The 24,706-nt window shown below is 59.9% G+C and carries 26 protein-coding genes; 17 read left to right on the top strand and 9 right to left on the bottom strand.

Features of this window, described 5'->3' with window-relative positions; all coding sequences use genetic code 11:
* Window positions 1–107: 107 nt before the first annotated feature.
* The gene (locus KD146_RS03280; RefSeq protein WP_212657314.1) at window positions 108–530 is read left to right on the top strand and encodes a MarR family transcriptional regulator; all 423 of its coding nucleotides are present in this window, start codon (window positions 108–110) and stop codon (window positions 528–530) included.
* 95 nt (window positions 531–625) lie between these two features.
* Window positions 626–1,075, top strand: a complete 450-nt coding sequence (locus KD146_RS03275; RefSeq protein WP_212657313.1) for an SH3 domain-containing protein — start codon at window positions 626–628, stop codon at window positions 1,073–1,075.
* Between the two features lie 36 nt (window positions 1,076–1,111).
* Here the strand turns inward: KD146_RS03275 and KD146_RS03270 are convergent, their stop codons facing one another.
* The gene (locus KD146_RS03270; RefSeq protein WP_212657312.1) at window positions 1,112–1,552 is read right to left on the bottom strand and encodes a hypothetical protein; all 441 of its coding nucleotides are present in this window, start codon (window positions 1,550–1,552) and stop codon (window positions 1,112–1,114) included.
* A gap of 131 nt (window positions 1,553–1,683) precedes the next feature.
* Between KD146_RS03270 and KD146_RS03265 the strand changes: the two genes are divergently transcribed.
* Complete coding sequence (locus KD146_RS03265; RefSeq protein WP_212657311.1) at window positions 1,684–2,079, top strand: DUF2177 family protein; 396 nt, start codon at window positions 1,684–1,686, stop codon at window positions 2,077–2,079.
* Here KD146_RS03265 and KD146_RS03260 read toward each other — a convergent pair whose 3' ends face one another.
* Window positions 2,080–3,003 (bottom strand): DMT family transporter, encoded by a 924-nt coding sequence (locus KD146_RS03260; protein WP_212657310.1) that lies wholly within the window; start codon window positions 3,001–3,003, stop codon window positions 2,080–2,082.
* Between the two features lie 75 nt (window positions 3,004–3,078).
* On the bottom strand, window positions 3,079–3,420 hold the full coding sequence (locus KD146_RS03255) for a hypothetical protein (RefSeq protein ID WP_212657309.1): 342 nt from the start codon (window positions 3,418–3,420) through the stop codon (window positions 3,079–3,081).
* 233 nt (window positions 3,421–3,653) lie between these two features.
* Here KD146_RS03255 and KD146_RS03250 point away from each other — a divergent pair, with 233 nt between their 5' ends.
* From KD146_RS03250 to KD146_RS03195, 12 genes are all read left to right on the top strand, one after another.
* On the top strand, window positions 3,654–4,436 hold the full coding sequence (locus KD146_RS03250) for an SDR family oxidoreductase (RefSeq protein ID WP_212657308.1): 783 nt from the start codon (window positions 3,654–3,656) through the stop codon (window positions 4,434–4,436).
* Window positions 4,433–6,316, top strand: a complete 1,884-nt coding sequence (gene uvrC / locus KD146_RS03245) for an excinuclease ABC subunit UvrC (RefSeq protein WP_212657307.1) — start codon at window positions 4,433–4,435, stop codon at window positions 6,314–6,316. The genes KD146_RS03250 and uvrC overlap by 4 nt, the downstream gene beginning before the upstream one ends.
* Before the next feature lie 84 nt (window positions 6,317–6,400).
* Entirely contained in the window at window positions 6,401–6,829 is a 429-nt protein-coding gene (locus KD146_RS03240) for a potassium channel family protein (protein WP_212657306.1), read from the top strand.
* Between the two features lie 114 nt (window positions 6,830–6,943).
* Window positions 6,944–7,192: a hypothetical protein gene (locus KD146_RS03235; RefSeq protein WP_249327569.1), complete on the top strand. Its 249-nt coding sequence runs from the start codon at window positions 6,944–6,946 to the stop codon at window positions 7,190–7,192.
* A 218-nt stretch (window positions 7,193–7,410) separates the two neighbouring features.
* A complete protein-coding gene (locus tag KD146_RS03230) occupies window positions 7,411–8,484 on the top strand; it encodes a 3-deoxy-7-phosphoheptulonate synthase (RefSeq protein ID WP_212657305.1) in 1,074 nt (357 codons plus the stop codon).
* A 57-nt stretch (window positions 8,485–8,541) separates the two neighbouring features.
* Window positions 8,542–9,171, top strand: coding sequence for a CDP-diacylglycerol--glycerol-3-phosphate 3-phosphatidyltransferase (pgsA, locus tag KD146_RS03225; protein ID WP_345790736.1), 630 nt, complete (start codon window positions 8,542–8,544; stop codon window positions 9,169–9,171).
* Entirely contained in the window at window positions 9,168–9,419 is a 252-nt protein-coding gene (moaD, locus tag KD146_RS03220; protein ID WP_212657304.1) for a molybdopterin converting factor subunit 1, read from the top strand. The genes pgsA and moaD overlap by 4 nt, the downstream gene beginning before the upstream one ends.
* A 2-nt stretch (window positions 9,420–9,421) precedes the next feature.
* On the top strand, window positions 9,422–9,868 hold the full coding sequence (locus KD146_RS03215; protein WP_212657303.1) for a molybdenum cofactor biosynthesis protein MoaE: 447 nt from the start codon (window positions 9,422–9,424) through the stop codon (window positions 9,866–9,868).
* A gap of 264 nt (window positions 9,869–10,132) precedes the next feature.
* Window positions 10,133–11,092 (top strand): MlaE family ABC transporter permease, encoded by a 960-nt coding sequence (locus tag KD146_RS03210; protein ID WP_212657302.1) that lies wholly within the window; start codon window positions 10,133–10,135, stop codon window positions 11,090–11,092.
* 2 nt (window positions 11,093–11,094) lie between these two features.
* Complete coding sequence (locus tag KD146_RS03205) at window positions 11,095–11,874, top strand: ABC transporter ATP-binding protein (protein ID WP_212657301.1); 780 nt, start codon at window positions 11,095–11,097, stop codon at window positions 11,872–11,874.
* Window positions 11,875–11,876: 2 nt separating this feature from the next.
* Window positions 11,877–13,472, top strand: a complete 1,596-nt coding sequence (locus KD146_RS03200; protein WP_212657300.1) for an MlaD family protein — start codon at window positions 11,877–11,879, stop codon at window positions 13,470–13,472.
* A gap of 50 nt (window positions 13,473–13,522) precedes the next feature.
* Window positions 13,523–14,068: an ABC-type transport auxiliary lipoprotein family protein gene (locus KD146_RS03195; RefSeq protein ID WP_212657299.1), complete on the top strand. Its 546-nt coding sequence runs from the start codon at window positions 13,523–13,525 to the stop codon at window positions 14,066–14,068.
* A gap of 68 nt (window positions 14,069–14,136) precedes the next feature.
* On the opposite strand, the gene KD146_RS03190 is transcribed toward KD146_RS03195, so the two are convergent.
* Complete coding sequence (locus KD146_RS03190; RefSeq protein WP_212657298.1) at window positions 14,137–15,027, bottom strand: branched-chain amino acid aminotransferase; 891 nt, start codon at window positions 15,025–15,027, stop codon at window positions 14,137–14,139.
* A gap of 161 nt (window positions 15,028–15,188) precedes the next feature.
* On the opposite strand from KD146_RS03190, the gene KD146_RS03185 reads away from it, so the two are divergent.
* On the top strand, window positions 15,189–15,683 hold the full coding sequence (locus tag KD146_RS03185; protein ID WP_249327568.1) for a MarR family winged helix-turn-helix transcriptional regulator: 495 nt from the start codon (window positions 15,189–15,191) through the stop codon (window positions 15,681–15,683).
* On the opposite strand, the gene KD146_RS03180 is transcribed toward KD146_RS03185, so the two are convergent.
* From KD146_RS03180 to KD146_RS03160, 5 genes are all read right to left on the bottom strand, one after another.
* Window positions 15,676–16,494, bottom strand: coding sequence for an ABC transporter permease (locus KD146_RS03180; RefSeq protein ID WP_212657297.1), 819 nt, complete (start codon window positions 16,492–16,494; stop codon window positions 15,676–15,678). The two genes, KD146_RS03185 and KD146_RS03180, sit on opposite strands and share 8 nt — an antisense overlap.
* Window positions 16,491–17,246 carry an ABC transporter ATP-binding protein gene (locus tag KD146_RS03175; RefSeq protein WP_212659090.1) on the bottom strand — a complete coding sequence of 252 codons (756 nt, stop codon included), beginning with the start codon at window positions 17,244–17,246 and terminating at the stop codon, window positions 16,491–16,493. The genes KD146_RS03180 and KD146_RS03175 overlap by 4 nt, the downstream gene beginning before the upstream one ends.
* Before the next feature lie 93 nt (window positions 17,247–17,339).
* Window positions 17,340–18,362: an ABC transporter substrate-binding protein gene (locus KD146_RS03170; protein WP_212657296.1), complete on the bottom strand. Its 1,023-nt coding sequence runs from the start codon at window positions 18,360–18,362 to the stop codon at window positions 17,340–17,342.
* Between the two features lie 461 nt (window positions 18,363–18,823).
* Window positions 18,824–19,753, bottom strand: coding sequence for a response regulator transcription factor (locus KD146_RS03165; RefSeq protein WP_212657295.1), 930 nt, complete (start codon window positions 19,751–19,753; stop codon window positions 18,824–18,826).
* Window positions 19,740–23,114 carry a hybrid sensor histidine kinase/response regulator gene (locus tag KD146_RS03160; protein ID WP_212657294.1) on the bottom strand — a complete coding sequence of 1,125 codons (3,375 nt, stop codon included), beginning with the start codon at window positions 23,112–23,114 and terminating at the stop codon, window positions 19,740–19,742. The genes KD146_RS03165 and KD146_RS03160 overlap by 14 nt, the downstream gene beginning before the upstream one ends.
* Window positions 23,115–23,353: 239 nt before the next feature.
* Here KD146_RS03160 and urtA point away from each other — a divergent pair, with 239 nt between their 5' ends.
* Window positions 23,354–24,652, top strand: a complete 1,299-nt coding sequence (gene urtA, locus KD146_RS03155; RefSeq protein WP_212657293.1) for an urea ABC transporter substrate-binding protein — start codon at window positions 23,354–23,356, stop codon at window positions 24,650–24,652.
* Window positions 24,653–24,706: the final 54 nt, after the last annotated feature.

Here is a 24,706-nt window from a genome sequence, read left to right as displayed (position 1 = left end):
ACTCACCTGCGTGAGGTGAACAATAACCGGCCTTGGTCCTTCCACGATTAACGATAGAGTGTAACCTCAATCGACGCGCACAAGGAGTTCGGACTATTTTCCCAACTATGTCCAAGCCCTCATCCCGTTCAACACTTTACCGGCTCATCCAGGCGGGCCAGCTCGCCCACCGCGCCTTGCTGCTGCCGCTCTCAGAGCGCGGCCTCGAGCCGGGCGACGACGCCATCCTGTTTGAACTGGGTCGGTCGGGGCGCACCGAAACCGAGCTGGCAGCCGAGCTGGGGCTGTCCGAGGCCGGTTTGACCGACCGTCTGGCGCGCCTGACTGAGCGGGGTCTGATCACCCGGCAGGCCGTTGGTCCAGAACTCGCTGCTGGCGTTGCGCTAAGCGAACGCGGCGTGCGCATCCGCAACGGACTGGCCGATCACTGGGCCCAGCTTGAAGAAGCCCTGATGGGCGAGCTCAAGACCAAGCAGCGCAAGAAGCTGGGCGACCGCCTCAAGCGCTTCGTCGATCTGCTAACGTTCTAGCTGCACACAACAAGCCATTCAGCTTGGGTTCAGGCGCACTGGTGTCTTCTGTCCTCACAGGCATTCAATGCCCAACAGGGATAAGGAGATCAACAATGGCTCTGAGCAACAAACTCATGGCAGGCGGCCTCGCGGTCCTGGCACTCGTGGCAACCACTGCCGCAGCGTCCGCGGCATCGGCCTACGCAACCAGCAACGTCAATGTCCGCTCGGGACCATCTACGCACTACCGGGTCGTCGACACCTTGCGTCGGGGCGAGCAGGTCGATGTGCAGCAGTGCCGCAGTGGCTGGTGCTTTGTCGAAAAGCGCGGCGCAGATGGCTGGGTATCGGCCAATTACCTCTCGCGCAGTGGCTATGACGGCTGGAACGACCGTGATTGGGGCCATGACCGGGATCGCGACCGCGGTCGGTGGGACCGCACCCCACGCTGGGATCCTCGCGACGAGCCACGCTGGACACCGCGCCCCGCCCCGACCTATCCACGCAGCAATAGCAGCGTCTGCGTCAATGGTCCCAACGGCTACTTCTGCATCGGCAACTGATCGAAACGACAACGCCGCCCCACGGGGCGGCGCTTTCTATTCGACTTTGATGCGGTCGACATCAATCCCGCGCTGCTCCAATGGCGCACGCAGTCGGCGCACCAGATATTCATTGAGCCCGTAGATCACCAGCGCGCCAACCACCATCGCAACGGCGAAGCCCCGCATCCCGTCCTGGTTGGCCGCAATGACCGCTGAAAACAGCGTTACCCCGCCAGCCCCCAGCAGCGCCCAGTTCTTCCGCTCCCCGGCCACGCGCATATTGTGCGCCCCCGAATGCAGCAGATCGCGCAATTCGGTATCGCTCATCGCCGCCAGTTCCTTGTTGCTGCGCTCGCGCCGGATCGTCTCGATATAGGCATCAACCCGGCGCATGGTCAGCGAATCCTTGTCGCTACCGCGCTTGCCGCGTGTCAGATAGGTCCAGCCACCACCCACCAGCAGCAACACCAACCCGATTTCCAGCAGCCAGATCATACTATTCCCTCCATGTGCACCCTGACATGCCCTCCCCCGGCGCAGACTTCAAGGGCAGGCCTGCCAATGACAGTGATCCTGCAACCACCACGCTGCGTAACAAGTCTAACCTGCTGCAAGGAGCCGCTCTCATGACCAAATACTTGATCCTGTACGGCGCCTGCGCGCTGATCTTCTTCCCGCTCGACTTCGTCTGGCTCTCCACCATGGGCAAGGGCTTCTATCAGCGCGAGATTGGCGACATCCTGCTGCCCAATCCCAATCTGATGATCGCAGGGCTATTCTACCTCGCCTATCTGGTCGGCGTTGTTGCCCTGGTCGCCGCACCCGCCGAAGGTGATGTGCTCAAGGCCCTCATGCTCGGTGCCCTGCTCGGCTTTGTTGCCTATGGCACCTACGACCTGACGAATTTGTCGACCATGAAGGGCTTCACCCCAACGGTTGCAGCGGTCGACATGGTCTGGGGCACTTTCCTCACAGGCGTCAGCGCCGCTGGTGGCGTCTGGATTTCCAAGATGTTCGCCTGATTACTCCCGCCCGGGCAGGATCGGGCCGTCAACAATTCTGACGCGCTTGATCCGCTCGCGGGCCATCACCACTAGGCCCGCCGCAACCACGATTCCCGCACCAAGCAGCGATATCGGGTCGATGTAGTGGCCGAACACCACCATGCTCAGCACGATCGCCCAGGGCAGTGCAAAATAGTTGAATGGCTGCACCGTGCTCGCCGGTGCCAGCGACAGCGCATAGATCATTACCCCATGGCCCAGACACGTTGTGATCATCATCGTGACCACCAGCGCAACATCCGGCCAGGCCATCGGCTGCCAGAAGAAAATACCCACGCCGCTCGACAGCACCAGCCCGATAATGCCGGTATAGGCCAGGCTGGTCGGCGCCTTGTCGTATTGGCTGACTTTGCGGGTCAGCACGATATAAAGCGAATAGAGCACCGCCGCGATCATTGCAAAGCCGACACCCCAGTCCAGCGGCAACCCTCCGGGTCGCACGATGATCAGCGCACCGGCAAATCCTACGCCCACCGCCACAAAGCGGAACACGCCAACCTTCTCACCCAGCAGCGGGATCGAGAACAGCGTCACCAGCAGCGGATAGACCAGCGAGATCGCCTGCAACTCGCCCAGCGGCACCGTCTGCAGCGCCAGCGCAAAGATACAGATCTCGATAATAAGCAGCGAGCCGCGCAGCAATTGCCAAAGCGGCACCTTGGACGACAGCGCCTGACGCAACCCAGCCTGTCGCGACACGATATAAAGTGCGAAGGCGGCAAAGCCCCAATAGCGCATCATCGTCACCTGAAACGGCGAATAGGTCTGCACCAGATGCTTGGAAATAGCGTCCTGTATCCCGAACACCGCAATGGTGAACAGTGTCAGAGCAATAGCCCGACCGACATTATCGGCCCTGTCGTCAATGGCGGAAAGGGACATGGTAAGATGTTACGCCTGCTTGAGAAACGTCCCGATTCACTTGCGAACCGGGACGCCAAAGCGCTATCGCAAAGTTCAGTCCTTGGCCATCTGCGACTTGACCAGACCCGCAATCGCCGTCAGCACGCCGCCGCCAACCAGACCGGTAACGCCCTGACCGGCCAGTGCGCCGAAATCAATTCCGCCAGCCATGTCCGCAGCGCCTGCCGCGTCACCAGCCATGCCCGCTGCCGCACCCACCAGGCCATCCAGCCCGGGGATCATTCCCGCCAGCCATGTGGCCGCCATGCCGCCAACTGCACCGACGACCGAATTGCCTGCCGTGCCCAGGCTCAGCGATTTGGCGAGTTGCCCCACCACATTGCCGCCTGCACCGCCGGCCACCAATTGCACCAGAATCGAGATGATCGCTTCCACTGTATGTTCCCCCAAGGATATCTGCGTCCGCCCCGCAGTGCCTCCTGCCCTGCAGCGACTCCAGCAGCCTATGCCCGAAGGTTGCGCAACAAAAGGACAGCGCTGCTGCCACACGCTGTCAGCACACCGGAGGCAGGCTGACGCGCCAATTGCCCCCAGCTCATCCCATCCAGCACGTTGAAGACTCCAGCCAAAGCGGCCTATGGTCCGCCCATCAGGTCCCAGTTCCCAGCATGATTAATCAGTCCACTTCACCCTCAGCTCTTTCCGTCGCGCTTGTCACCGGCGCTGGTGACCGCATCGGCGCCGCCATCGCCAAGGCGCTGTCGCGCGCCGGCCATGCCGTGATCATCCATTATAACCGCGATGCCGATGGCGCCGGTCAGGTGCAGGCAGACATCACGGCTGCCGGCGGCACCGCCGCCATTGTTCAGGCTGACCTGATGGACCGCCCCCACCGCGCCGGGCTGATCGCCAAAGCCGCCGCACCCTTTGGTCCCCTCTCGGTGCTGATCAACAATGCCTCGGTCTTTGACCCCGATAGCCTGTACGATCTTGACGAAGCGCTCTGGGATAGCCATTTCGCCATTCATGCCGAAGCGCCGGTTTTTCTGGCCCGCGACTTCGCCGCTCAGCACCCCGCTGGCAGCCTCGGCAATATCGTCAACATCATCGATGAGCGCGTTCTGCACACCTCGCCCGCCTATTTCAGCTACACCCTGTCCAAATCCGTACTCTGGGCTGCCACCCGGACCATGGCCCAGACCCTGGCCCCGACCATCCGCGTCAACGCCATCGGTCCCGGCCCGGTCCTGCCCCATTCGCGTCAAAGCCAGGCTCAGTTCGAATCCAGCGTTCAGGGTCTGCCTCTGCAACGCAATGCGGGGCCCGAGGATATCGCCGATGGTGTGCTGATGCTGCTCGCCGCCAAATCCATGACCGGCCAGATGCTGGCACTCGATGGTGGCGAACACCTCGAACACCCCGAACGCCGTGGCCCGACTCCCCGCTCATGACCGACGACAGCACGCCCCTGCCCAGCGGCCATGAGGTAATCCGGGCCTTTGTTCGAACCCTGCCCGCCGCCCCCGGCGTCTATCGCATGCTCGATGCGCAGGGCGCGGTGATGTATGTCGGCAAGGCCCGTAATCTCAAGGCTCGCGTCACCAATTACACCCGACCTGAGGCGCTAGAAGTGCGTCTGCAGCGCATGATCGCAGCCACGGTCAGCATGGAATTCGTGCGCACCGAGACCGAATCCGAGGCCCTGCTGCTCGAGGCCAATCTGATCAAGCGCCTCAAGCCGCGCTTCAATGTGCTGCTGCGCGACGACAAGAGCTTCCCCTATATCCTGATCACCGGTGACCACGAGGCCCCCGAGTTGACCAAGCATCGCGGTACCCGTCGTCGCAAGGGCAATTATTACGGCCCCTTTGCCTCAGCCACCGCCGTCGCGCGCACCATCGCCAGCCTGCAAAAGGCGTTTCTGCTCCGCAATTGTTCGGACAGCTTTTATGCTGCCCGCACCCGCCCGTGCCTGCAGCATCAGATCAAGCGCTGCGCCGCCCCCTGCACCCGCGAAATCTCGCTTGAGGGCTACGCCGAGCTGGTCGAAGATGCCCGCCAGTTCCTCTCCGGCAAATCGCAAAAGGTCCGCGACCATTTGCAGGCCGACATGGAACAGGCCGCCGAAAACCTCGATTTCGAGCGCGCCGCCCTGATCCGGGACCGCCTCGGCGCCCTGGCCCTGGTCCAGTCCCAGGGCGACGCCACCGCCAAATCCGTCGAAGAAGCCGACGTCTTCGCCATCCACCACGAAGGCGGCCAGTTCTGCGTGCAGGTCTTCTTCTTCCGCGCCTTCCAGAACTGGGGCAATTACCCCTATCGACCACGCGCCGATTCCAGTCTCAGCGACGCCGACGTGCTCGAAGCCTTCATCGCCCAGTTCTACGAAAACCGCACCCCGGCCCGCCTGGTGCTGATCAGTCACGAACTGGCCGAGCCCGAACTGATGGGCGAAGCACTCTCCAGCCGCGCCGGTCGCAAGGTCGCCATCGAAGTGCCCAAGCGGGGCGAAAAGCGCGACCTGCTCAACCACGCTCTCAACAATGCCCGCGAAGCCCTCGGCCGCCAGCTCGCCGAAGGCGCCACCAACCGCACCCTGCTCGAAGGCGTCGCCGAGACCTTTGGCCTCGATAGCGTGCCCCGCCGCATTGAAACCTACGACAACTCCCACATCTCGGGCACCAACATGGTCGGCGCCATGGTCGTGGCCGGCGAAGAAGGCTTTTCCAAAAGGCACTACCGCACCTTCAACATAAAATCCGACATCACCGCCGGCGACGATTTCGGCATGATGCGCGAAGTCCTGACGCGCCGCTTCACGCGCTTGACCAATGACAGCGACAGCGACGCCGAGGACGAGGCCACCGGCATGCCCGACTGGCCCGATGTCGTCTTTATCGACGGCGGCGCCGGCCAGATGAGCGCCGTGCGTGGCGTTATCGCTGAAATGAACCTGCCCAAGGAGGTGACTTTTATTGGCATCGCCAAGGGTGAGGAACGCGACGCCGGCCGTGAGAAATTCTTCATGGAGGGCCGCGAGGCCTTCATGCTGCCCCATCGCGATCCGGTGCTCTATTACGTCCAGCGCCTGCGCGACGAAGCCCATCGCTTCGCCATCGGCACCCACCGCGCCAAGCGCAAGAAAGAGCAGATTTCCAATCCGCTCGACGAGATCGAAGGCATCGGCCCCACCCGCAAACGCAGCCTTCTCAACCATTTCGGCTCCGCCAAGGCCGTCGGCCGCGCCAGCCTGACCGATCTCGAAGCCGTACCCGGCATTTCCAGCGCCATGGCGCAGCTGATCTACGATCACTTCAACCGCGCCAGCTGATACGCACGCTGCGCCGATGCCGATCCTGAGGGAACGGACCACCGCCTGCCTCATTGCCTCCTGTGAAAAACACGGAGCACCGGCATGGAAATTGTTATCGCCACCATTGGCGCCTTCGCGATCATGGCCGTTTCGGTACTGATCCACTACCAGTCCATGTTGGCGGCACGGAGCATCCTTGATGGGAGCGGGTTACCGCGACGCGCTGGCGTGCTGGTCGGCATGGCCAGTGTGACGGCAGCGCAGATGCTCTCGGTAGCGCTCTACGCTTTTGCATTCTATGCGATGGACAGCTGGCTCGGCATGGGCTCACTGGCTGGCGAGACACAGGGCAGCCCGCTGGACCATTTCTATTTCTCCATGATGAGCTACACCACGCTGGGCGTCGGCGATATCTACCCTCTAGGCGCAATGCGCATCGTTTCAGGCATTGAGGCGCTGAACGGCTTCGCACTGATCGGCTGGACAGCCTCGTTTGCCTATACTCTGATGCGCCAGGGATGGTCGGACTGATCACTTCCAAGGCGATGTCGTCAGACTATAGCGCCATGCCATCCGCGCCGTGCCCGCCCTTCCAAATATCCCTGCCGGGCCATAAGCTTCCACCAGCGCTGGGGAGGCGAAGGCATGCAGGGGATCGAACTATCACGGCGCTTCTACACCGATATTGTTCGCCCTTGGCTGGCCGAAACGGCACCCGATTTGCGTCACACCGCGGCGTTGATCGGCTCTGGCTCTGAACTGCTGGGGTTTGATGACGAAACCTCCAGGGACCATAATTGGGGCCCACGCGTTCAGATTATCCTGAGTCGCGACAACTTTGACGTCTATGCGCAGCGCCTGGTCCTGCGCAATTATCAGGGCGCGGGCGGCTAAAGTAGTAGTCGACAGTCAGCGGAACCCACGCTACAACTTCCCTCATGATCCGCACCGCAGCCACTTTTTCGTTTTGGTTTAGCTATCCGCTCTCGGCGGAGGCTACCGCGCGCTTGATCTGATCCTTCCAGGATACGACCGAACCCGAAGCCAGCCGCCCCCATACGAGGCGGCTTTTTTGTTGGCCGCCTCACCCGAAATTCCCGAGGAGACCACCAATGCTCAAGACCACCGATGACCTGCGTATCAGCGCCATCAAGGAACTCACCACCCCCATCGAGGTGATGCGCCAGCATCCGCGCACCGATGCAGCCACGCGCACCGTCATCAGCGCTCGTCACGCCTTCCACAACATTCTCACTGGCGCCGATGATCGCCTTGCGGTCGTGGTCGGGCCCTGCTCCATCCACGATCCCGCCGCGGCGCTGGATTACGCCAAGCGCCTCAGCGCGCTGCGTGACACCCTGGGCGACCGGCTTGAGATCATCATGCGTGTCTATTTCGAAAAGCCCCGCACCACTGTGGGCTGGAAGGGCTTGATCAACGACCCCAATCTCGATGGCAGCTTCGACATCGATAACGGCCTGCACACAGCCCGCGCTCTGCTCCTCGATATCGCCAATCTGGGCCTGCCCGCGGCCTGCGAATTCCTCGACATGACCACCCCGCAATACATCGCCGATCTGGTCAGTTGGGCCGCCATTGGTGCCCGCACCACCGAAAGCCAGATCCACCGCGAACTGGCCTCGGGCCTGTCCTGCCCGGTCGGCTTCAAGAATGGTACCGATGGCAATGTCAAGATTGCCCTGGACGCTGTAGCCTCGGCCAGTCAGCCCCACCATTTCCTGGCCGTCACCAAATCGGGGCGCTCCGCCATTGCCGCCACCACCGGCAATGCCGATTGCCACATCATCCTGCGCGGCGGCAAGACCACCAACTTCGATGCGGACAGTGTCGAGGCCGCAGCCCAGGCAGCCAACAAGGCCGGGCTGCCCGCTACCATCATGATTGATGCCAGCCACGCCAATTCATCCAAGAAGCCCGAAAACCAACCAGCCGTTCTGGCCGATATCGGCACCCAGATGGCCGCCGGTGATCGCCGCATTATTGGGGTCATGGTTGAATCCAACCTCGTGGCCGGCCGTCAGGATCTCGTTGACGGCCGTGAACTCGTCTACGGTCAGTCTATCACCGATGGCTGCATCGATTGGGACACTACCGTAACAGCGCTGGAAACCCTCGCCGAGGCGGTAGCGGCCCGGCGCGCCGCCACCAAGCAGCGTGTCGCATAAGGCAATATCGCCAATCGCCTAGCCGCACTAATCCTCCCCCCACGGGGGGAGGTTAAAATGGCCATCGCTACTGACGAACTCACTCTTGACCCCTTACCAGCAAAACTGTTCTGTCAATCCATGGCCAAAAACCCGCTGCTCCTCGTCCCTAACCTGATCACCATTGCGCGCATCCTGGCGATTATCCCCATTGCCATTCTGGTGATGGATGGTGATCTGATCCTGCGCCTGATTGCGCTGATCCTTTTCGTGCTGGCGGCAGCCAGCGACTGGCTCGATGGCTACCTCGCCCGCGCCTGGGACCAGTATTCGCCCTTGGGCCGTATGCTTGACCCCATCGCAGACAAACTGCTGGTGGGTATCATGATCGCCGTACTGGCTTGGGATGGCAGCCTGTCGGGCTGGGATATGATCCCGGTCTGCGCCATTCTGTTCCGGGAATTTTTCATCTCCGGCCTGCGTGAATTCCTTGGTAATACCAAGATCGTGCTGCCTGTCAGCCAACTGGCCAAATGGAAGACCACCGTTCAGTTGATAGCACTCTCCATTGTGCTGTTTGAACGCATTGTTCCCGGGTTTGGCCTGCTCAGCGATGTGCTGCTCTGGCTCGCCGGCGCCCTGACGCTCTGGACGGGTTGGGACTATCTTCGCGCCAGCTGGCCACACCTGTCAGGTGATGCGAGATGAAGATCCTCTACTTCGCCTGGCTCCGCGAGCGCCTCAATAGGGGCAGCGAAGAGGTCAGCCCGCCCGATAGCGTCGCCACGGTAGGCGATCTGATCGACTGGCTGGCTGAACGCGACGAAGCCTTTGCCCACGCCGTTGCCAAACGCAGCCTGATCAAATCTGCTGTTGATGCCAAACTGGTACCGCACGAAACGCCATTGGCTGGCGCCAGTACCGTCGCGTTTTTCCCGCCCATGACCGGCGGCTGATGATGAGCGTGCGCGTCACCACCCAAGCGTTCGATCCCGGCGCCGAAACCAACACGTTCCTGGCCGCTGGCGATGGTGCCGGGGCCGCTGTCAGCTTTACAGGCCTGGTTCGTTCGACACCCGACGCGCCCATCACAAGCCTGACACTTGAATGCTATCCCGAACTGGCCATCAATCAGCTCAGTGCCATTCTCGGTGAAGCAATGCAGCGGTTCGAATTGTGCGCCGCCAGCATCATTCACCGCTATGGCACGCTGCAACCAGGCGACCCCATCGTGCAGGTCATGACACTGTCGCCCCACCGCACAGCGGCCTTTGAGAGCGCCCAGTTTCTCATGGATTATCTGAAAACCGATGCCCCGTTCTGGAAACAGGAAACCGGCCCCGGTGGTACGCAGTGGGTTGCCCCCAGGGCCGACGACGACACGGCCCGGGCCCGCTGGGACTAGCGCCACTATACTCGGCGCACCCACTGCAACAGGGCATGCCAAATCCAGGCGGAACGTGTTAATAGTCCGCTCATAAGTTGTGGCACTGCAGGTCCGATGGGTCGGTATATCGAGTTAGACGAAACGCGCGGGGCGGATCCGACAATCCGTTGTTCGGGTGATTGGACGTCAGCAAATGCACGTGCCCTGGAGCTCGAAGTTGCTGGCCTCACGCCATCGATCCCCGGAAACACCAGTGTTGATATAGACATAGCACGTATCGGCATGCTCGACACAACGGGCGCCTGGTTGCTCACGCAGTTACGTCGTCATGGTGCTGCTGGCGCTGGCAGCTTTGTTGGCGCGTCCTCGAAGCACCAGACGCTGCTGGCGCGAATCGATGAATATGAACCTGCCGATTTGCCACCCCAGCATACCGACAATTTTCTGATCGCTCCCTTCATCGCCCTGGGCCGAACCGTTATCGACGCCAGCAAGGACGTTGTCAGTGTCAATGCCACCCAGGGTCATCTGATCGGGGCTTTCTGGCGCACCGCAACCTTTCAGTCCCCGCTGCGCCTCGCCAGTTTTGTTGAACAGTTTGAACAGATCATTCTGCGCGCCATTCCAATCGTGGCGCTGATCTCGCTGGTGGTGGGCGCCATCATCACACAGCAGACCATTCTGCAATTGCGCAATTTCGGTGCCGCCATTCTGGTGGTCGATCTCGCCGCCATTCTGATGTTCCGCGAGATCGGCGTGCTGCTTGCCGCTATCATGGTCGCTGGCCGTTCAGGCTCTGCCATCACAGCCGAAATCGGTTCGATGCGTATCCGCGAGGAATTTGATGCGCTGCGGGTCATGGGCGTTGATCCCTATCAGGCCTTGCTGCTGCCGCGCGCGCTTGCTCTGATCGTGGGCTTACCCCTTCTGGCCTTTGTCGGGTCAATGGCCGGTCTGGCAGGCGCCATTCTGGTTGCCAAGGCCTACGGCGGAATCCCGATCGAGGTCTTCGTCATTCGCCTTCAAGACGCCATGACCATCACCAGCGTTGCCGTTGGACTGCTCAAATCCCCCTTCATGGGCCTGCTGATCGGCCTGATCGCCTCAGTCGAGGGCATGAAAGTACAGGGCTCGTCGGAGTCGTTGGGGCGCCGCACCACCTCTTCGGTGGTCAAATCCATCTTTGTGGTGATCGTGGCCGACGGCTTGTTCGCCATCTTCTTTGCTGCGATCGGGTTCTAGCGATGGAAAACACCTCCACCCTCCCCGTCCCCGCCGCCATGCAGGTCAACGATCTCGTTGTGGGCTTTGGCAGCACAATCATCATCAATGGTCTGAACTTTGAGCTGCGCAGTGGCGAAATCCTCGGCCTGATCGGACCGTCCGGTTCGGGCAAGACCGTCACCATGCGCGCGATGGCTGGGCTCATCCCCCACCGCCGCGGTGACATCACAGTCTTCGGCCGTCCGTTCTCTGAACTGTCCGTGCGCGAACGAGAGACCATCCGCCGGGACTGGGGTGTTCTGTTCCAGCAGGGCGCATTGTTCTCCTCGCTCAACGTGCTGGAAAACATCGAATTCCCCATGCGCGAGCACCTTGATCTGTCGCCCAAGCTCCGCCGCGAGGTCGCGCGAATGAAGATCGATCTGGTCGGGCTGCCTGCCAGCGCCGCCTACACCTATCCAACCCAGTTATCGGGTGGCATGATCAAGCGCGCCGCATTGGCGCGCTCTCTGGCGCTTGATCCCAAAATTCTGTTTCTCGACGAGCCAACCGCCGGCCTCGATCCGATCGGCGCCGGAAAATTTGACGAGTTGATTGTCACATTGAGCAATACGCTGGGTCTGTCAGTGCTTATGGTGACCCACGATCTGGACAGCCTGGAAGTCGCCTGTGACCGCATTGTCGCGCTCGCAAACGGCAAGCTGCTCAAGGCTGGGACACTGAGCGAAATGCGTGCTGCCTCCGAGCCTTGGCTCAGGGATTATTTCCACGGCCCCCGCGCCCACAACCTCGAAGGCTAACCATGGAAAACAAAGCAAATTATGCCGTAGTCGGGGTCATAGCCACCGCCGTTCTGGTTGCCTTGTTTGGCTTTGTGTACTGGTTTGCCGGCCCCTCCAGCAATACCCAGACTGCGACCTATGAGGTGATCTTCACGGGCACTGTCTCGGGTCTGAGTGCGGGCACCGAGGTTCAGTTCAACGGCATCAAGGTGGGTCAGGTCAAAACCGTTACGCTAGACCCTGATGACATCAATCGCGTCATTGCCCGCATGGAAATCGATGCGGCGATCCCGATCAAGGCTGATACCAAGGCCTTGATGGGCTTTCAGGGCCTGACCGGCGTGGGCTCGCTGCAATTGTCGGGTGGCACGGCCAGTGCAGGCGACCCACCGACCGAGCCCGGCCGCAATGTCCCCACGCTGTACGCCAAGGTTTCCGACTTCCAGTCCATCCTCGACGGCCTCTCAACAACGATCAATGGCACGGCCACCGCCGTGGACCGCCTGAATGGCTTCCTCGACACCAATGACGAGAAGCTCAACGAAACCATCAGCAATGTCGCCACTTTCAGCGATGCGCTGGCGGCCAATGCCGATGGCGTCAAAGACGCGCTTGCGACCATAGCCGAGGCGGGCAAGCAAGTGGGTCCGATGGCTGAACAGATCGGTGCGCTCTCCAGCAAGCTCGGTGAGCTGACCGCCGCTATTCCGCCCGAAAAGGTTACGCAGGTTGTCGACAATGTCGCCGAGTTCAGCGAGACGCTCTCGCGCAATTCCGGCAAGGTGGATGAGTTCTTCGCCGCAGCATCGACCCTGTCTGACGACATCACGAAAATGAGTGCTACGCTGTCGACCAGTGTTGATCGCATCGACGCCGTAACTGCTGCCATTGATCCCGAAGCGGTCACCCGCATTGTTGCCAATGCCAATACCTTCTCCAGCGAGATCAGCACTGTGACCGCTGAACTCAAGGACATTCTGGCTGCGCTGCCACCTGAAAAGGTCGCCACTGTCGTGGATGACATCACCACATTTACCGACAGCCTCGCCCGCAATTCCGAGCAGATCGACAGCCTGTTCGCTGCGACCGGCACGCTGGCGGAAGGGATCACGACAATGGTGGCCAATCTCGATCCCGCTGTGGTCAAGATCAATCAGGTCGCCGCCGAGATTGACCCGGCAATGGTCAGCCGTGTTCTGGGCAATGTCGATGATTTCGCCACCAAGCTTGGCGACAACGCGACCAATGTCGACTCTATCGTCGCCAACCTGACCGAGATTTCCAATTCGCTCGTGGGTTCGGCCACCAAGGTTGATGAGATCCTCGAAAAGGTCGACGGCTCGGTCAACAATGCCGAAGGCGAAGGCCTGTTTGCTCAGATCGGCGATGCCGCGGTCTCGATCCGTCAACTGGCCGATCAGCTCAATACCAGCACCGCCAGCATTGCAGTCGGGTTGAACAATTTCACCTCCAGCGGGTTACCCGGTTATGCTGCCCTTGCCGAAGAGGCTCGGGCGACACTGGCGCGGCTTGACCGCGTGGTGCGCAACCTTGAAAGCAACCCACAGGGTCTTATTTTTGGCGGGGAAACCGTCCGCGACTACAACAAGAGGTAGGGCCGATGTCCACCACACGACGCACATTTATGGCCCTAGGCGCGTCCGCCATGGCGCTCACGCTGACCGGCTGTCTCGCAGGAGCGCCGCCGGTGACTTTTGATCTGAGCAGCGCGAGCCTGGTCCCCATGCGCAGGCGCTCGTCGCGAGTGGTGGTCATCACCCTGCCCAAGACGGTTCAGACCTATGACTCGCAGCGCGTGGTCGTGCGCGATGTCGGCAATGTGCTCAGCTATCTGCCTGATGCGCAATTGTCCGATACCCTGCCCCGGCTTGTGCAGACGCGTCTGCTGCAGACCTTTGAAGCATCGAACTTCCCCAATATTGGTCGCCCAGACGATCAGTTGCGGGTCGACGTCACACTGGCCACCGAACTGCAGGCCTTCGAAATCGACGCCGCCAATGGCAATCTGGCTACCGTCCGGATCAACGCCAAACTGGTGGATGAACGTCGCGGCATGATCTTCGCCAGCAAGAGCTTCTCGGCCACTCAGGCCGCTGCCATTGACCCTGCTGCTGCTGCCATTGGCGGCCTGGACGGGGCGCTCAAGCAGGTTATGGCCGAGATCCTGCAGTGGACCGCCCAAACCGCATAGGCCGAACCGCACCAACAACAAAAAGCCGGGCACAATGGCCCGGCTTTTTCCATACAGGTATCAAAAACCTATTCGGCGGCAGCGCGCTTGGGCTGCACGGCCTTTGCATAGGCATCAATCAGCGTACGGCAGCCTTCAGCAGGCTTGAAGCGGAACTGCCCGATCTCGCTGACCGGTGTCACCTCTGCAGCGGTACCGGTCAGGAAGCACTCGTCAAACTGATCGAGTTCCTCAGGCTTGATGTGACGCTCGGTGATAGAGTAGCCGTGCTGTTTGGCCAGCTCGATCAATGTGCGGCGGGTAATGCCGTCCAGGAAACAGTCAGGCGTGGGCGTCGTGATATCCTTGCCCTTGATGAAGAACACATTGGCGCCGGTCGCCTCGGCAACATAGCCGCGATAGTCCAGCATCAGCGCGTCGGCATAACCATTGGCCATGGCCGCGTCCTTGCTCAACGTACAGATCATGTACAGGCCTGCGGCCTTGGCCGACGACGGAATCGTCTCTGGTGACGGACGCTTCCACTTGCTCCACTCCAGGCGGATGCCTTTGAGCTTCTCCTCGACCGAGAAGTAGCTCGGCCAGACCCATGCTGCGATCGCAAAATGGATGGTGTTGTTACGCGCCGGTACGCTGAGCTCTTCCGAGCCGCGCCACACCACGGGGCGCACATAGGCATCAACCAGACCGTTCTTTTCCAGAACGGCCCGTTTGGCCTCCTCGATCTGATCGACGCTCCAGGGCATGTTCATGTCCAGCGTCGCAGCTGACCGGATCAACCGCTCCGAATGCTCCCGCGACTTGAAGATTTCGCCGCCATAGGCCCGCTCGCCCTCGAACACCGAGCTGGCATAATGCAGCCCATGTGTCAGCACGTGAATCTTCGCGTCTTTCCACGGTTTGAACTCGCCATCAAACCAGATCCAGCCTTCACGCTGGTCCATCGGCACGCCGGCCATCGTTGTCTCCCGAAAATTACTGTGCAGGCGCCGCTTCAGCTGCCTGATTGGCGCCAATCATGCCCGAGCTCCAAGGCCTTGGCAAACCACAAAGGCTGAGGGATAAGACAGAACGGCGTCCTGATGGGAAGACAATGGCAGCGTACCAAAAAAATGTCAACATGACTGACATAAATTACGCAGGTCCGGATGGGGAGCCCCTCCCGCTCGACATCATGGGGCTGTTCTTCTTTGCCTATCGCGACTTTACCGGCGATGCAGACGCCATGTTGGGCAATCAGGGCTTCGGTCGCGCACACCACCGCGTGCTGTATTTTGTATGCCTTCGGCCGGGCATGCCCGTGGCTGACCTGCTTGATATACTCAAGATCACCAAGCAGAGCCTGGCCCGCGTGCTGCGCCAGTTGATCGACAATGGCTACGTAGAACAGAAAACCGGCCGATCGGACCGCCGCCAGCGCCTGCTTTACGCCACCGAAAAGGGGCGTGAGCTGTTCTCAACCCTGTCCGCAACACAGGCCAGCCGGATCAACGACGCCATTGCCAGCCTGCCAGAAGAAGCACGCAAGACCGTGACGGATTTCCTGGTCAGCATGGTGGACCCGGCGGACCGCGGCACGCTCGAACGCCTCAACCTGACGGCCCCTCTTAGTTAGACATCGTCGAGCGATGGGCCCAGCCGGTCATGCGCCTTTCGATCCAGGCCATGAGAGCATACATTGCGATGCCCTCGACGGCGAGCATCATGAGTCCCGCGAACACCAGCGGCACATTGAACTGGCTCTGCGCCGAACTCATCATATTGCCCAGGCCCGAATTGGAGGCGACGGTTTCCGACACCACCGAACCGACAAACGCCAGTGTGATGGCGATCTTCAGCGAGCCGAAGAAATATGGCATCGAGCGCGGAATGCCGACCTTGAGCATGATGTCGAGTTTCTTGGCGCCAAGCGCGCGCAGCACGTCTTCTGTCTCCGGTTCGATTGTCGCCAGACCTGTGGCCACATTGACCACGATGGGAAAGAACGAAATCAGGAAGGCGGTCAGCACCGCCGGCACCGTCCCGATACCGAACCAGATTACCAGAATGGGCACCAATGCCACCTTGGGAATAGCATTGAAGCCGATCATGATCGGGTAGAGCCCGGCATAGATCGCCTTGGACCAGCCAATGAACAACCCAAGCCCCAGGCCGGCAATTACAGCAATCAGAAAACCAAGCACGGTCGTGTAGAGAGTCTGCAGTGAGTTCTTCCAGATCGGGGACCAATACTGCACGATCGCTTCGGCAATTCGGCTCGGCGCTGGCAGGATTGTTTGGGAGATACCCATCGATCTGACCACAATCTCCCAGACCACAAACAGGGCAATAGTGTAGAGCCACGGCGCCAGCACCAGCCAGTTGATGTTAAAGCTCTTGGGTGGCGGCAGGGTGGCGTTGGCAGTGGCGCTCTCGATATTGGTCATGCTGCGGCCCTCGCCGTGGCAATCTCACCGTGCAGCGCTTGCACCATGTCGTTGAACGCCTTGTCATAAAGAATATCGAGCTGACGCGGCCGCGTGAACGGCACTTCGTGTTCTGCAACCACGCGCCCCGGACGCGCGCTCATGACCAGTACCTTGTCGGCCAGGAATACTGATTCCCGCAGATCGTGGGTAACGAGCACAATCGTCACATCCTGGGCAGCGTGCAGGTCGCGAATGACGCACCACAACTCTTCGCGTGTAAAGGCATCGAGCGCGCCGAACGGCTCGTCCAGCATTAGCAATTCCGGCTCATGGATCAGCGCCCGACATAGATTGGCCCTTTGCTGCATTCCGCCAGACAACTGCCAGGGAAATTTCTCGCCAAACCCTTTGAGTCCCACAGTTTCAAGCAGGTGTTCTGCCTTTTCGACGTATTCCTTTTTGTGGGCGCGCAAGCGGTGCCTGTGCTTCTCGACGATCTCGAGTGGCAGAAGCACGTTTTCCAGCGTTGTCCGCCAGGGCAGCATGGTGGGGTTCTGGAAAGCCATACCGACAATGGAGACCGGCCTGGTCACCTGGTGGCCCGCAACAATTACCGTCCCCTCCTGGGGGACATGCAGCCCGGTTACCAATTTCATCAACGTGGACTTGCCGCAACCAGAAGGCCCGACCACCGCGACGAAATCGCCACGTTCAATCCGCATGGTCAACCCACTGACCGCCAGCGTCCCGCCTGGGCCGCCATAGCGCATGTCCACATTGTCGATACTGACCAGAGCCATCCTCGGCCTCCCCGAAAAAATTAACCCGGACGTCACCGCCCGGGCCGTTGCTTGAATTAGGGCTTAGGGCAGCATGCGCTCTGCAGCAGGTGGCAGGTACTGAGCGTCAAACACATCGTCTGCCGCGACTGCCCCAGTCAGCCCCATCGAGATTTTCAGCGTGTCGATAGATGCTGCAAGACGCGCCATGTCGACATCGCCAAAGCCGTTTTCGATCACATAGGGCGTCTTGATATTCATCGAATTGGCCATTTCAAGCCGCTCCAGTTCGATGTCGCTGTTGAGAATCTCATTGCGTGCCAGCACAGCCTCCACGCCGGCGGCAGGGTCTGCAACCGCGTCGGAAAAGCCCTTGATCAGAGCGCGTAGGAAACCCTTCACAGCCTCTGGGTTTTCTGCGGCGAAATCTTCGTTGACCAGCACGGCATTGCCATAAAGGTTCAGCCCATTGTCGGCGAACAGGATGGTCGCAATATCCTCGTCTGGAACACCATTGGCTTTCAGGTTGAGGATCACCGAGAAGGCGAAACCGAACACCGCATCCACATCACCCGACGCCAGCATGGGTTCGCGGACGGGGAAGCCGATGGACTCTATGGCGATCGTCGCCGTATCGATTCCGGCAGCTTCGACAAAGGCCGGCCACTGGGCGAACGCACCGTCCGGTGGCGGCGCACCCAGCTTCTTGCCTTCAAGAGACTTCGGATCCTCGGTAACACCAAGCGACTTGCGCCCGACCACGGCAAAGACCGGCTTTTCATAGACCATCATCACGGCCTTGACCGGCTGCGCAGGGTCCTCATCGAGAAACTTGATGACTGAATTGATGTCGCCGAAACCCATCTGATAGGCACCCGTAGCGACGCGCGGAATGGCATCGACAGAGCCATTCCCGCTATCAATGGTGACGTCGAGGCCTTCATCCTTGAAGTACCCCTTGTCCAGCGCCAGCAGGAAGCCGGCGGCTGGCCCCTCATACTTCCAGTCGAGTGTAAACTTGATCGCTGTCTGCGCCACCGCCGGCAGCGCCGACAATCCGGCAAAGGCAACGGCGAATGTGGAAATGAGAAGTCTGCGATTGAGCATGTGTACGTCCCCTGGGTGATGATGCCCGAACACAAGCGCAGTGTGTGCATGCGCGCAAGAAAAATCGCACATAAATTAGCCTAAAAGATATTGTGAGTATTTTATGTGCAATGCGCTGGGATTTTGGGCAGGCGCTACGCTTGAGCTGGGGCGCTGATCAGCCGCATGCACTTAGTCCGCCATTGTCAGGGACGCTCCACCCGAGGCCCATTTGTACAACGCAAAAAAGGGCACGAAACCGAAGTTTCGCGCCCCACCGAGGTCGCTGCAAAGGAGCGTCAGCCTCCACAGCGACCTACGGACCATCTGGTGCCTATTTGTGCCGACACCAAGATCGTCTCCCGCAGCAGATAGTGGCCGCGAGGGTTGTTCGAACAACGGGTGTTGGGCAGAAGCGTTCCGGCTAGAAAAATATGTGATCGATGTTTTTGGCGAGACCGGAAACGCGATCGCGGCGCAGTCTAGAGTTCAAACAGGGCCTGCAAGGCCTGAATTGCCTTGATCGCCGCCGAGGCCCGGTTCTCTACGCCCAGCTTGGTATAAACCTGCTCGAGGTGCTTGTTCACTGTGCGGGGGCTGAGCCCAAGGATATCGCCGATATCCCGGTTCGATTTACCGCGTGAGATCCACAGCAAGACATCACTCTCGCGCAGGGTCAAACCAAACTGCTGCCGCAGGACGTCCTCCTGACCTTCAGCCTGCGCACGGGCCAGACGGAACAGGTATTCGTCGCCACCAACAACCCCGAGAAACGCGTACTGAAGCTCTGGCGCACCTGCCAAAGCGAGTTCAAATCCGCTACCGGGAGCCAGATCATCGCCGCGCTGCAGAAGCCATGCCAGAAAACGGGCCGACATTTCATCAGACCCCCGCACGTCCACCCCCGATTGCTCCAGCAATCGCGTGCTTTGTGGCGTCGACCACAATACGACTCCATCACGACCGAACGCCACCAGATGCCGCCCCGCGGCGTCAAGCGCAATCCGCGCACTTTGCGCCCGCCGAGCATTGGCCAGATGCACCCTTATGCGAGCACGCAATTCGTCAACATTGATCGGCTTGGAGAGGTAATCAACGCCGCCGCTTTCGAGCGCATGTACGATATGCTCGGTCTCGGTCAGCCCGGTCATGAAAATCACCGGCACATGGGTAAGCGTTGCCATGGCCTTGAGCCGCCGACAGGTTTCAAACCCATCCAGGCCCGGCATCACAGCATCCATCAATACCACATCGGGCGCGACGCGCACGGCAATGTTCAACGCTGTTTCGCCACTGCGGGCCACCAGTACAGTGACCCCGGATTGCTCGAGCGCCTCAGTCAGGAAACCGAGCGACTCCGGGGAGTCGTCGACCAGCAGGACGATGTCCTGATCCTTTTCAATCCGGCTCATGGCTCACCCGCTCAATGAGTTCGGCATAACTTTCGAAATCGAAGGCGGCCAGGTGCGCCGACAATGCATCCACCAGCGGCCTGTTGGCCGCATCGCGCGCCAGCTCACTTAGCTTGGCCTCGATTCCACGCACATGCCCGATTTGCCCCAGACTGACCAGTTCGCGCAAGTGTTCAGCGCCCGGCGACAGCAGTTTCGAAGCACCATTCTCGGACGCTGCAACAGCCTGCTCGGCGTAATCCCACTCCAGCGCCAGATGCGCCGCCAGTTTTTCCAGCAACTGATTGAGCTCAAACGGCTTGGCCAGAGTATCTGTGTGGCCTGCATCTGAGTTGGTGGGCCCAGCACCATCGCCGATATTCGCCGATAGCATTATGATCGGCGCAACGACAGCACGATCCCGCAAGGCTTGCGCGAGCTCCCATCCATTCATGCCGGGCATGCGGATATCGAGAAAATAGACATCCGGTCTGTGCGCCTCAATGCCCTGCAGGCAACCGGACCCATCCTTGACTGACAGGACCACGAAGCCGAGAGGCGAGAGCATTTCTCGGACAAGATCTCGATGGTCTGCATTGTCGTCCACCACCATGACCGTTCGAGAAGGCCCCTTGTAGCCAACAACGCGCCGAATATCGGCATGTGCCGCCTGTGGTCGCTCCACCTTGCTCAGCATCAACCGCGCCTGAAACCGCGTTCCAACGTCAATGGTGCTGGTCAGTGATATTTCACCCCCCAGCGTCTCGGTAAGCAGCTTAGTAATGGTCAAACCCAGCCCGAGACCCGGCACGAACCGGTTTCGCTCGGCCTCACCGCGTACGAAGGGCTCAAAGACGTGCTCGATATCGCCAGCTGCAATGCCCGTACCGCTATCTTCGACGACGAAATTGGCCACCTGGTTGCGGTACTCCACTTTGAAGCTGACATGACCCTCATTGGTGAATTTGATGGCGTTCGAGAGAAGGTTCACCAGGATCTGCCGCAGACGTTTTTCGTCGGTGCGCACATGTGTGGGCAAGGCGCGCGCGCGCTCGTGGCGGAATTCCAAGCCTTTGGCCTTGGCTTGCAGACTGAACATGTCAACGATCTGATCGAGAAAGTCCTGGATGTTGATCTCGTTGGAGTAAACCTGCAGGCGTCCTGCCTCGATTTTGGAAATGTCGAGCAACCCATCGATCAAGCCCGATAGGTGTTCGGCGCTGCGCCGAATGATCTGTACCGAGCCACGCCGATTTTCCGGCAGGCCCGCATCCCTCTCAAGCACCTGCGCATAACCCATCACCGCGTTGAGCGGCGTCCGCAGTTCATGGCTCAAGCCCACAACATAGCGGCTCTTGGCCTGATTGGCGGCTTCTGCCTTTTCTTTGGCACGCTGCAAGGCAGCATCGGTGCGTGAATGCGCGTCGATCTCCTTGAGAAGCAGCGTATTCTGGCGTGAGCTTTCTTCTTCGGCCACGAGGCGACTGTCATGGGCCAGCACAAGAAACCAGGTGATAATGCCTGCGGTAACGGCGAACACAAAGAACACCACCGCCAGCGTGCCTCCCACAACATCGGCGGTATGTGGCGCAGCGCCAGCCGCGAAATAATAGATAAGCCAGAGCGCACCACCCAGCATTGCGACCGCAATGGCCATGGAAATGCTGTAGCGCCCAAGTCGGGTTTGCAGTTTGGCGATGGCCCACTCAGGCAGAATGCTGGCTGCCACGGCGTGGGTCTGGGCCCGAAAATGCGCGTGCGGTTTGCACATATCGTGGCAGCGCGCGTCCAGAGAGCAGCAAAGCGAGCAGATCGGCGCCGCATAGGCAGGACACCAAGCCATGTCCTCGGGCTCAAAAGGATGCTGGCAAATCGAACAGGTGACCGAATCCAGCGTCTGCCACTGCTTGCGGGGCTTCCGTGCCAGATAGTATTTGCCCTTGGTTGCCCATGCGATCGTCGGCGAGGCGACAAAGGCCACAACCAGCGCCACATAGGATGAAAGGGCTGCAGCAGTCTCTCCAAACAGTCCAAAATGGGCCATCAACGCAATAGTCGTGGCCAGCAGCATTGAGCCAACACCGACCGGGTTGATGTCGTAGAGATGCGCCCTTTTAAACTCGATGCCGGGCGGGGCAAGGCCAAGCGGTTTGTTCACGAACAGATCTGCCGAGATAGAGCACAGCCAGGCCATCGCGATGATGGAAAAGATACCCAGGGTTTCCTCGAGCAGCCGATAAATGCCCAATTCCATCAACAGAAGCGCAATTGCGACATTGAACAGCAGCCAGACAACCCGCCCCGGATGGCTGTGGGTCAAACGTGAAAAGAAGTTCGACCAAGCCAGCGAGCCGGCATAGGCATTCATCACGTTGATCTTGAGCTGGCTAATCACCACGAAAACGGCCATCAGCATCAGCGCCATGAACTCGTTGGGTACCATGTAGCCGAAAGCCACCGCATACATGTGACCGGGCTCGGACGCATGCTCGGGTGATACCCCGCTCGAAAGGGCTAGGTACGCGAGGAACGAGCCAGCCAGCAGTTTCGGCGCGCCGACAACTACCCAACCAGCGCCTGCAAGAAAGATTGCCACCTTGTGTCGCCACTTGCTGACGCCTTCTGCGGGCAGAAAACGCAGGAAGTCGACCTGTTCGCCAATCTGCGTCATCAGCGCCAGGATGACGGCTGAAGCCGCCCCAAACTTGGCCAGGTCGAACGGCGCGATGCTGCCAGCGACGCCCTCCGGCGCACCCAGACCCGCAAAGCTGCGCCACAGATCGAACTTGTCCCAGTCAAGAAAGGCTATGAAGAAGAACGGCAGGATGTTGAGCACGACCCAGACTGGCTGGGTTATCAGTTGAAACCGACTGATCATCTGAACACCGTGCGTCACCAAGGGTATGACGACCACGGCGCTGATTATGTATCCCAGCCACAGCGGGATTCCGAACGCCAGTTGCAGCGCGCTCGACATGATCGAGGCTTCAATGGCGAACAGGATGAAAGTAAAGCTGGCATAGATCAGGGAGGTGATCGTCGAACCGATGTAGCCAAAACTGGCGCCGCGCGTCAGCAGGTCGACATCAACACCGTGCCTTGTCGCATAGCGCGCGATTGGCAAGCCAATCAGCAGGATGGCAAGTGACGCCACCACAATGGCGATGATGGCGTTGGTGGTCCCGTAGCTCAGCGTAATGGCGCCACCAATTGCCTCCAGTGCCAGGAACGAGATGGCACCAATGGCCGTCTGCGAGATCCGATCGTTGGAAAATCGGCGCGCCGACTTGGCGGTGAAGCGCAGCGCATAGTCCTCGAGGGTCTGGTTTGCGACCCAACGGTTATACTCGCGGCGGATGGGAATGATGCGTTGACGCGCCATGAACCGTCTAGTTGTTAATCAGTTTCGTCGACCGCACAATAAATCGGCACATGCTTGTTAGCACGGTATTGCTTGGAAACACTAGGTTTTTGAGCCTTTTGCGAGACCAATGCGCAGACACCAGAGCCGCAGCTACGTCAATCGACGTATAGGGCCCCGTTAACAAACTGTCCCACAGTCCCCCCAACAAGCGCCTCCCTTGGTGGCTTGGGGCTCAATTTGCATAGAGGGACGATCACATGAAGAACTTCGGCGCCAAGAGCGCTCTGCTTGCTGCGGCCATGGCCGGCAGCCTTTCCATGACGGCCACGGTTCCCGCATTCGCACAGGACGAGACCATCAAGGTCGGCGTCCTGCATTCGCTTTCGGGCACGATGGCGATCTCCGAGACCACGCTCAAGGACACCATGCTGTTCTTGATCGACGAGCAGAACAAGAAGGGCGGCCTCCTGGGCAAGCAGCTTGAAGCCGTCGTCGTTGATCCTGCCTCAGACTGGCCGCTGTTTGCCGAAAAGGCGCGTGAACTGATCGAAGTGAACGGCGTTGCAGCCGTGTTCGGCTGCTGGACGTCATCATCGCGCAAATCGGTTCTGCCCGTCTTTGAAGAGCTGAACTCGATCTTGTTCTACCCCGTGCAGTACGAAGGCGAAGAGAGCCAGCGCAACGTATTCTACACCGGCGCCGCTCCCAACCAGCAGGCAATCCCTGCTGTCGACTACCTGATGGAAAGCGAAGGCGTGGAGCGCTGGGTGCTGGCCGGTACTGACTACGTCTATCCGCAGACCACCAACAAGATCCTTGAGCAGTACCTCATGGACAAGGGCGTGGCCAAAGAAGATATTATGATCAACTACACGCCATTCGGTCACTCCGATTGGCAGACCATCGTGTCCGACATCAAGACCTTCGGCTCGACCGGCAAGAAGACTGCCGTTGTCTCCACCATCAATGGTGACGCCAACGTGCCATTCTACAAGGAACTCGCCAATCAGGGCATCAAGGCCGAGGACATTCCGGTCGTGGCCTTCTCCGTTGGCGAAGAAGAACTCGCTGGATTCGACACCACCCCACTGGTGGGCCATCTGGCAGCTTGGAACTACTTCCAGTCCGTCGACACCCCTGAAAATGAAGAGTTCATCTCTGCCTGGCAGACCTTCATGAACGATGCCGACAAGGTCACCAACGACCCAATGGAAGCTACCGTCATCGGCTTTAACCTCTGGGTTCAGGCTGTCGAAAAGGCCGGAACCACCGATACCGATGCCGTTCTGGACTCCATCATTGGCCTGGAAACCCCGAACCTGACCGGTGGCATCGCTACCATGCTGCCCAATCATCACCTGACCAAGCCTGTTCTGATCGGTGAAATTCAGGCTGACGGCCAGTTCGAAGTCGTCTCGGAAAGCGAACTTGTCCCCGGCGATGCCTGGTCCGACTTCCTACCCGAATCCAAGATGATCGAAGCCGATTGGACTGCACCAATCTCGTGCGGCAACTACAACACCGAAACCGAGATGTGTGGCGCCACGGCGATGTAACCGCCAGTCCCACACCATTGGCGAGGGCGGCTTGACCGCCCTCGTCCACCCCCG

Source organism: Devosia litorisediminis (assembly GCF_018334155.1).
In the GTDB taxonomy this organism is placed as follows: domain Bacteria; phylum Pseudomonadota; class Alphaproteobacteria; order Rhizobiales; family Devosiaceae; genus Devosia; species Devosia litorisediminis.
Note: the sequence above shows the minus strand (reverse complement) of the source record. Positions and strands in the feature narration are given on the sequence as shown.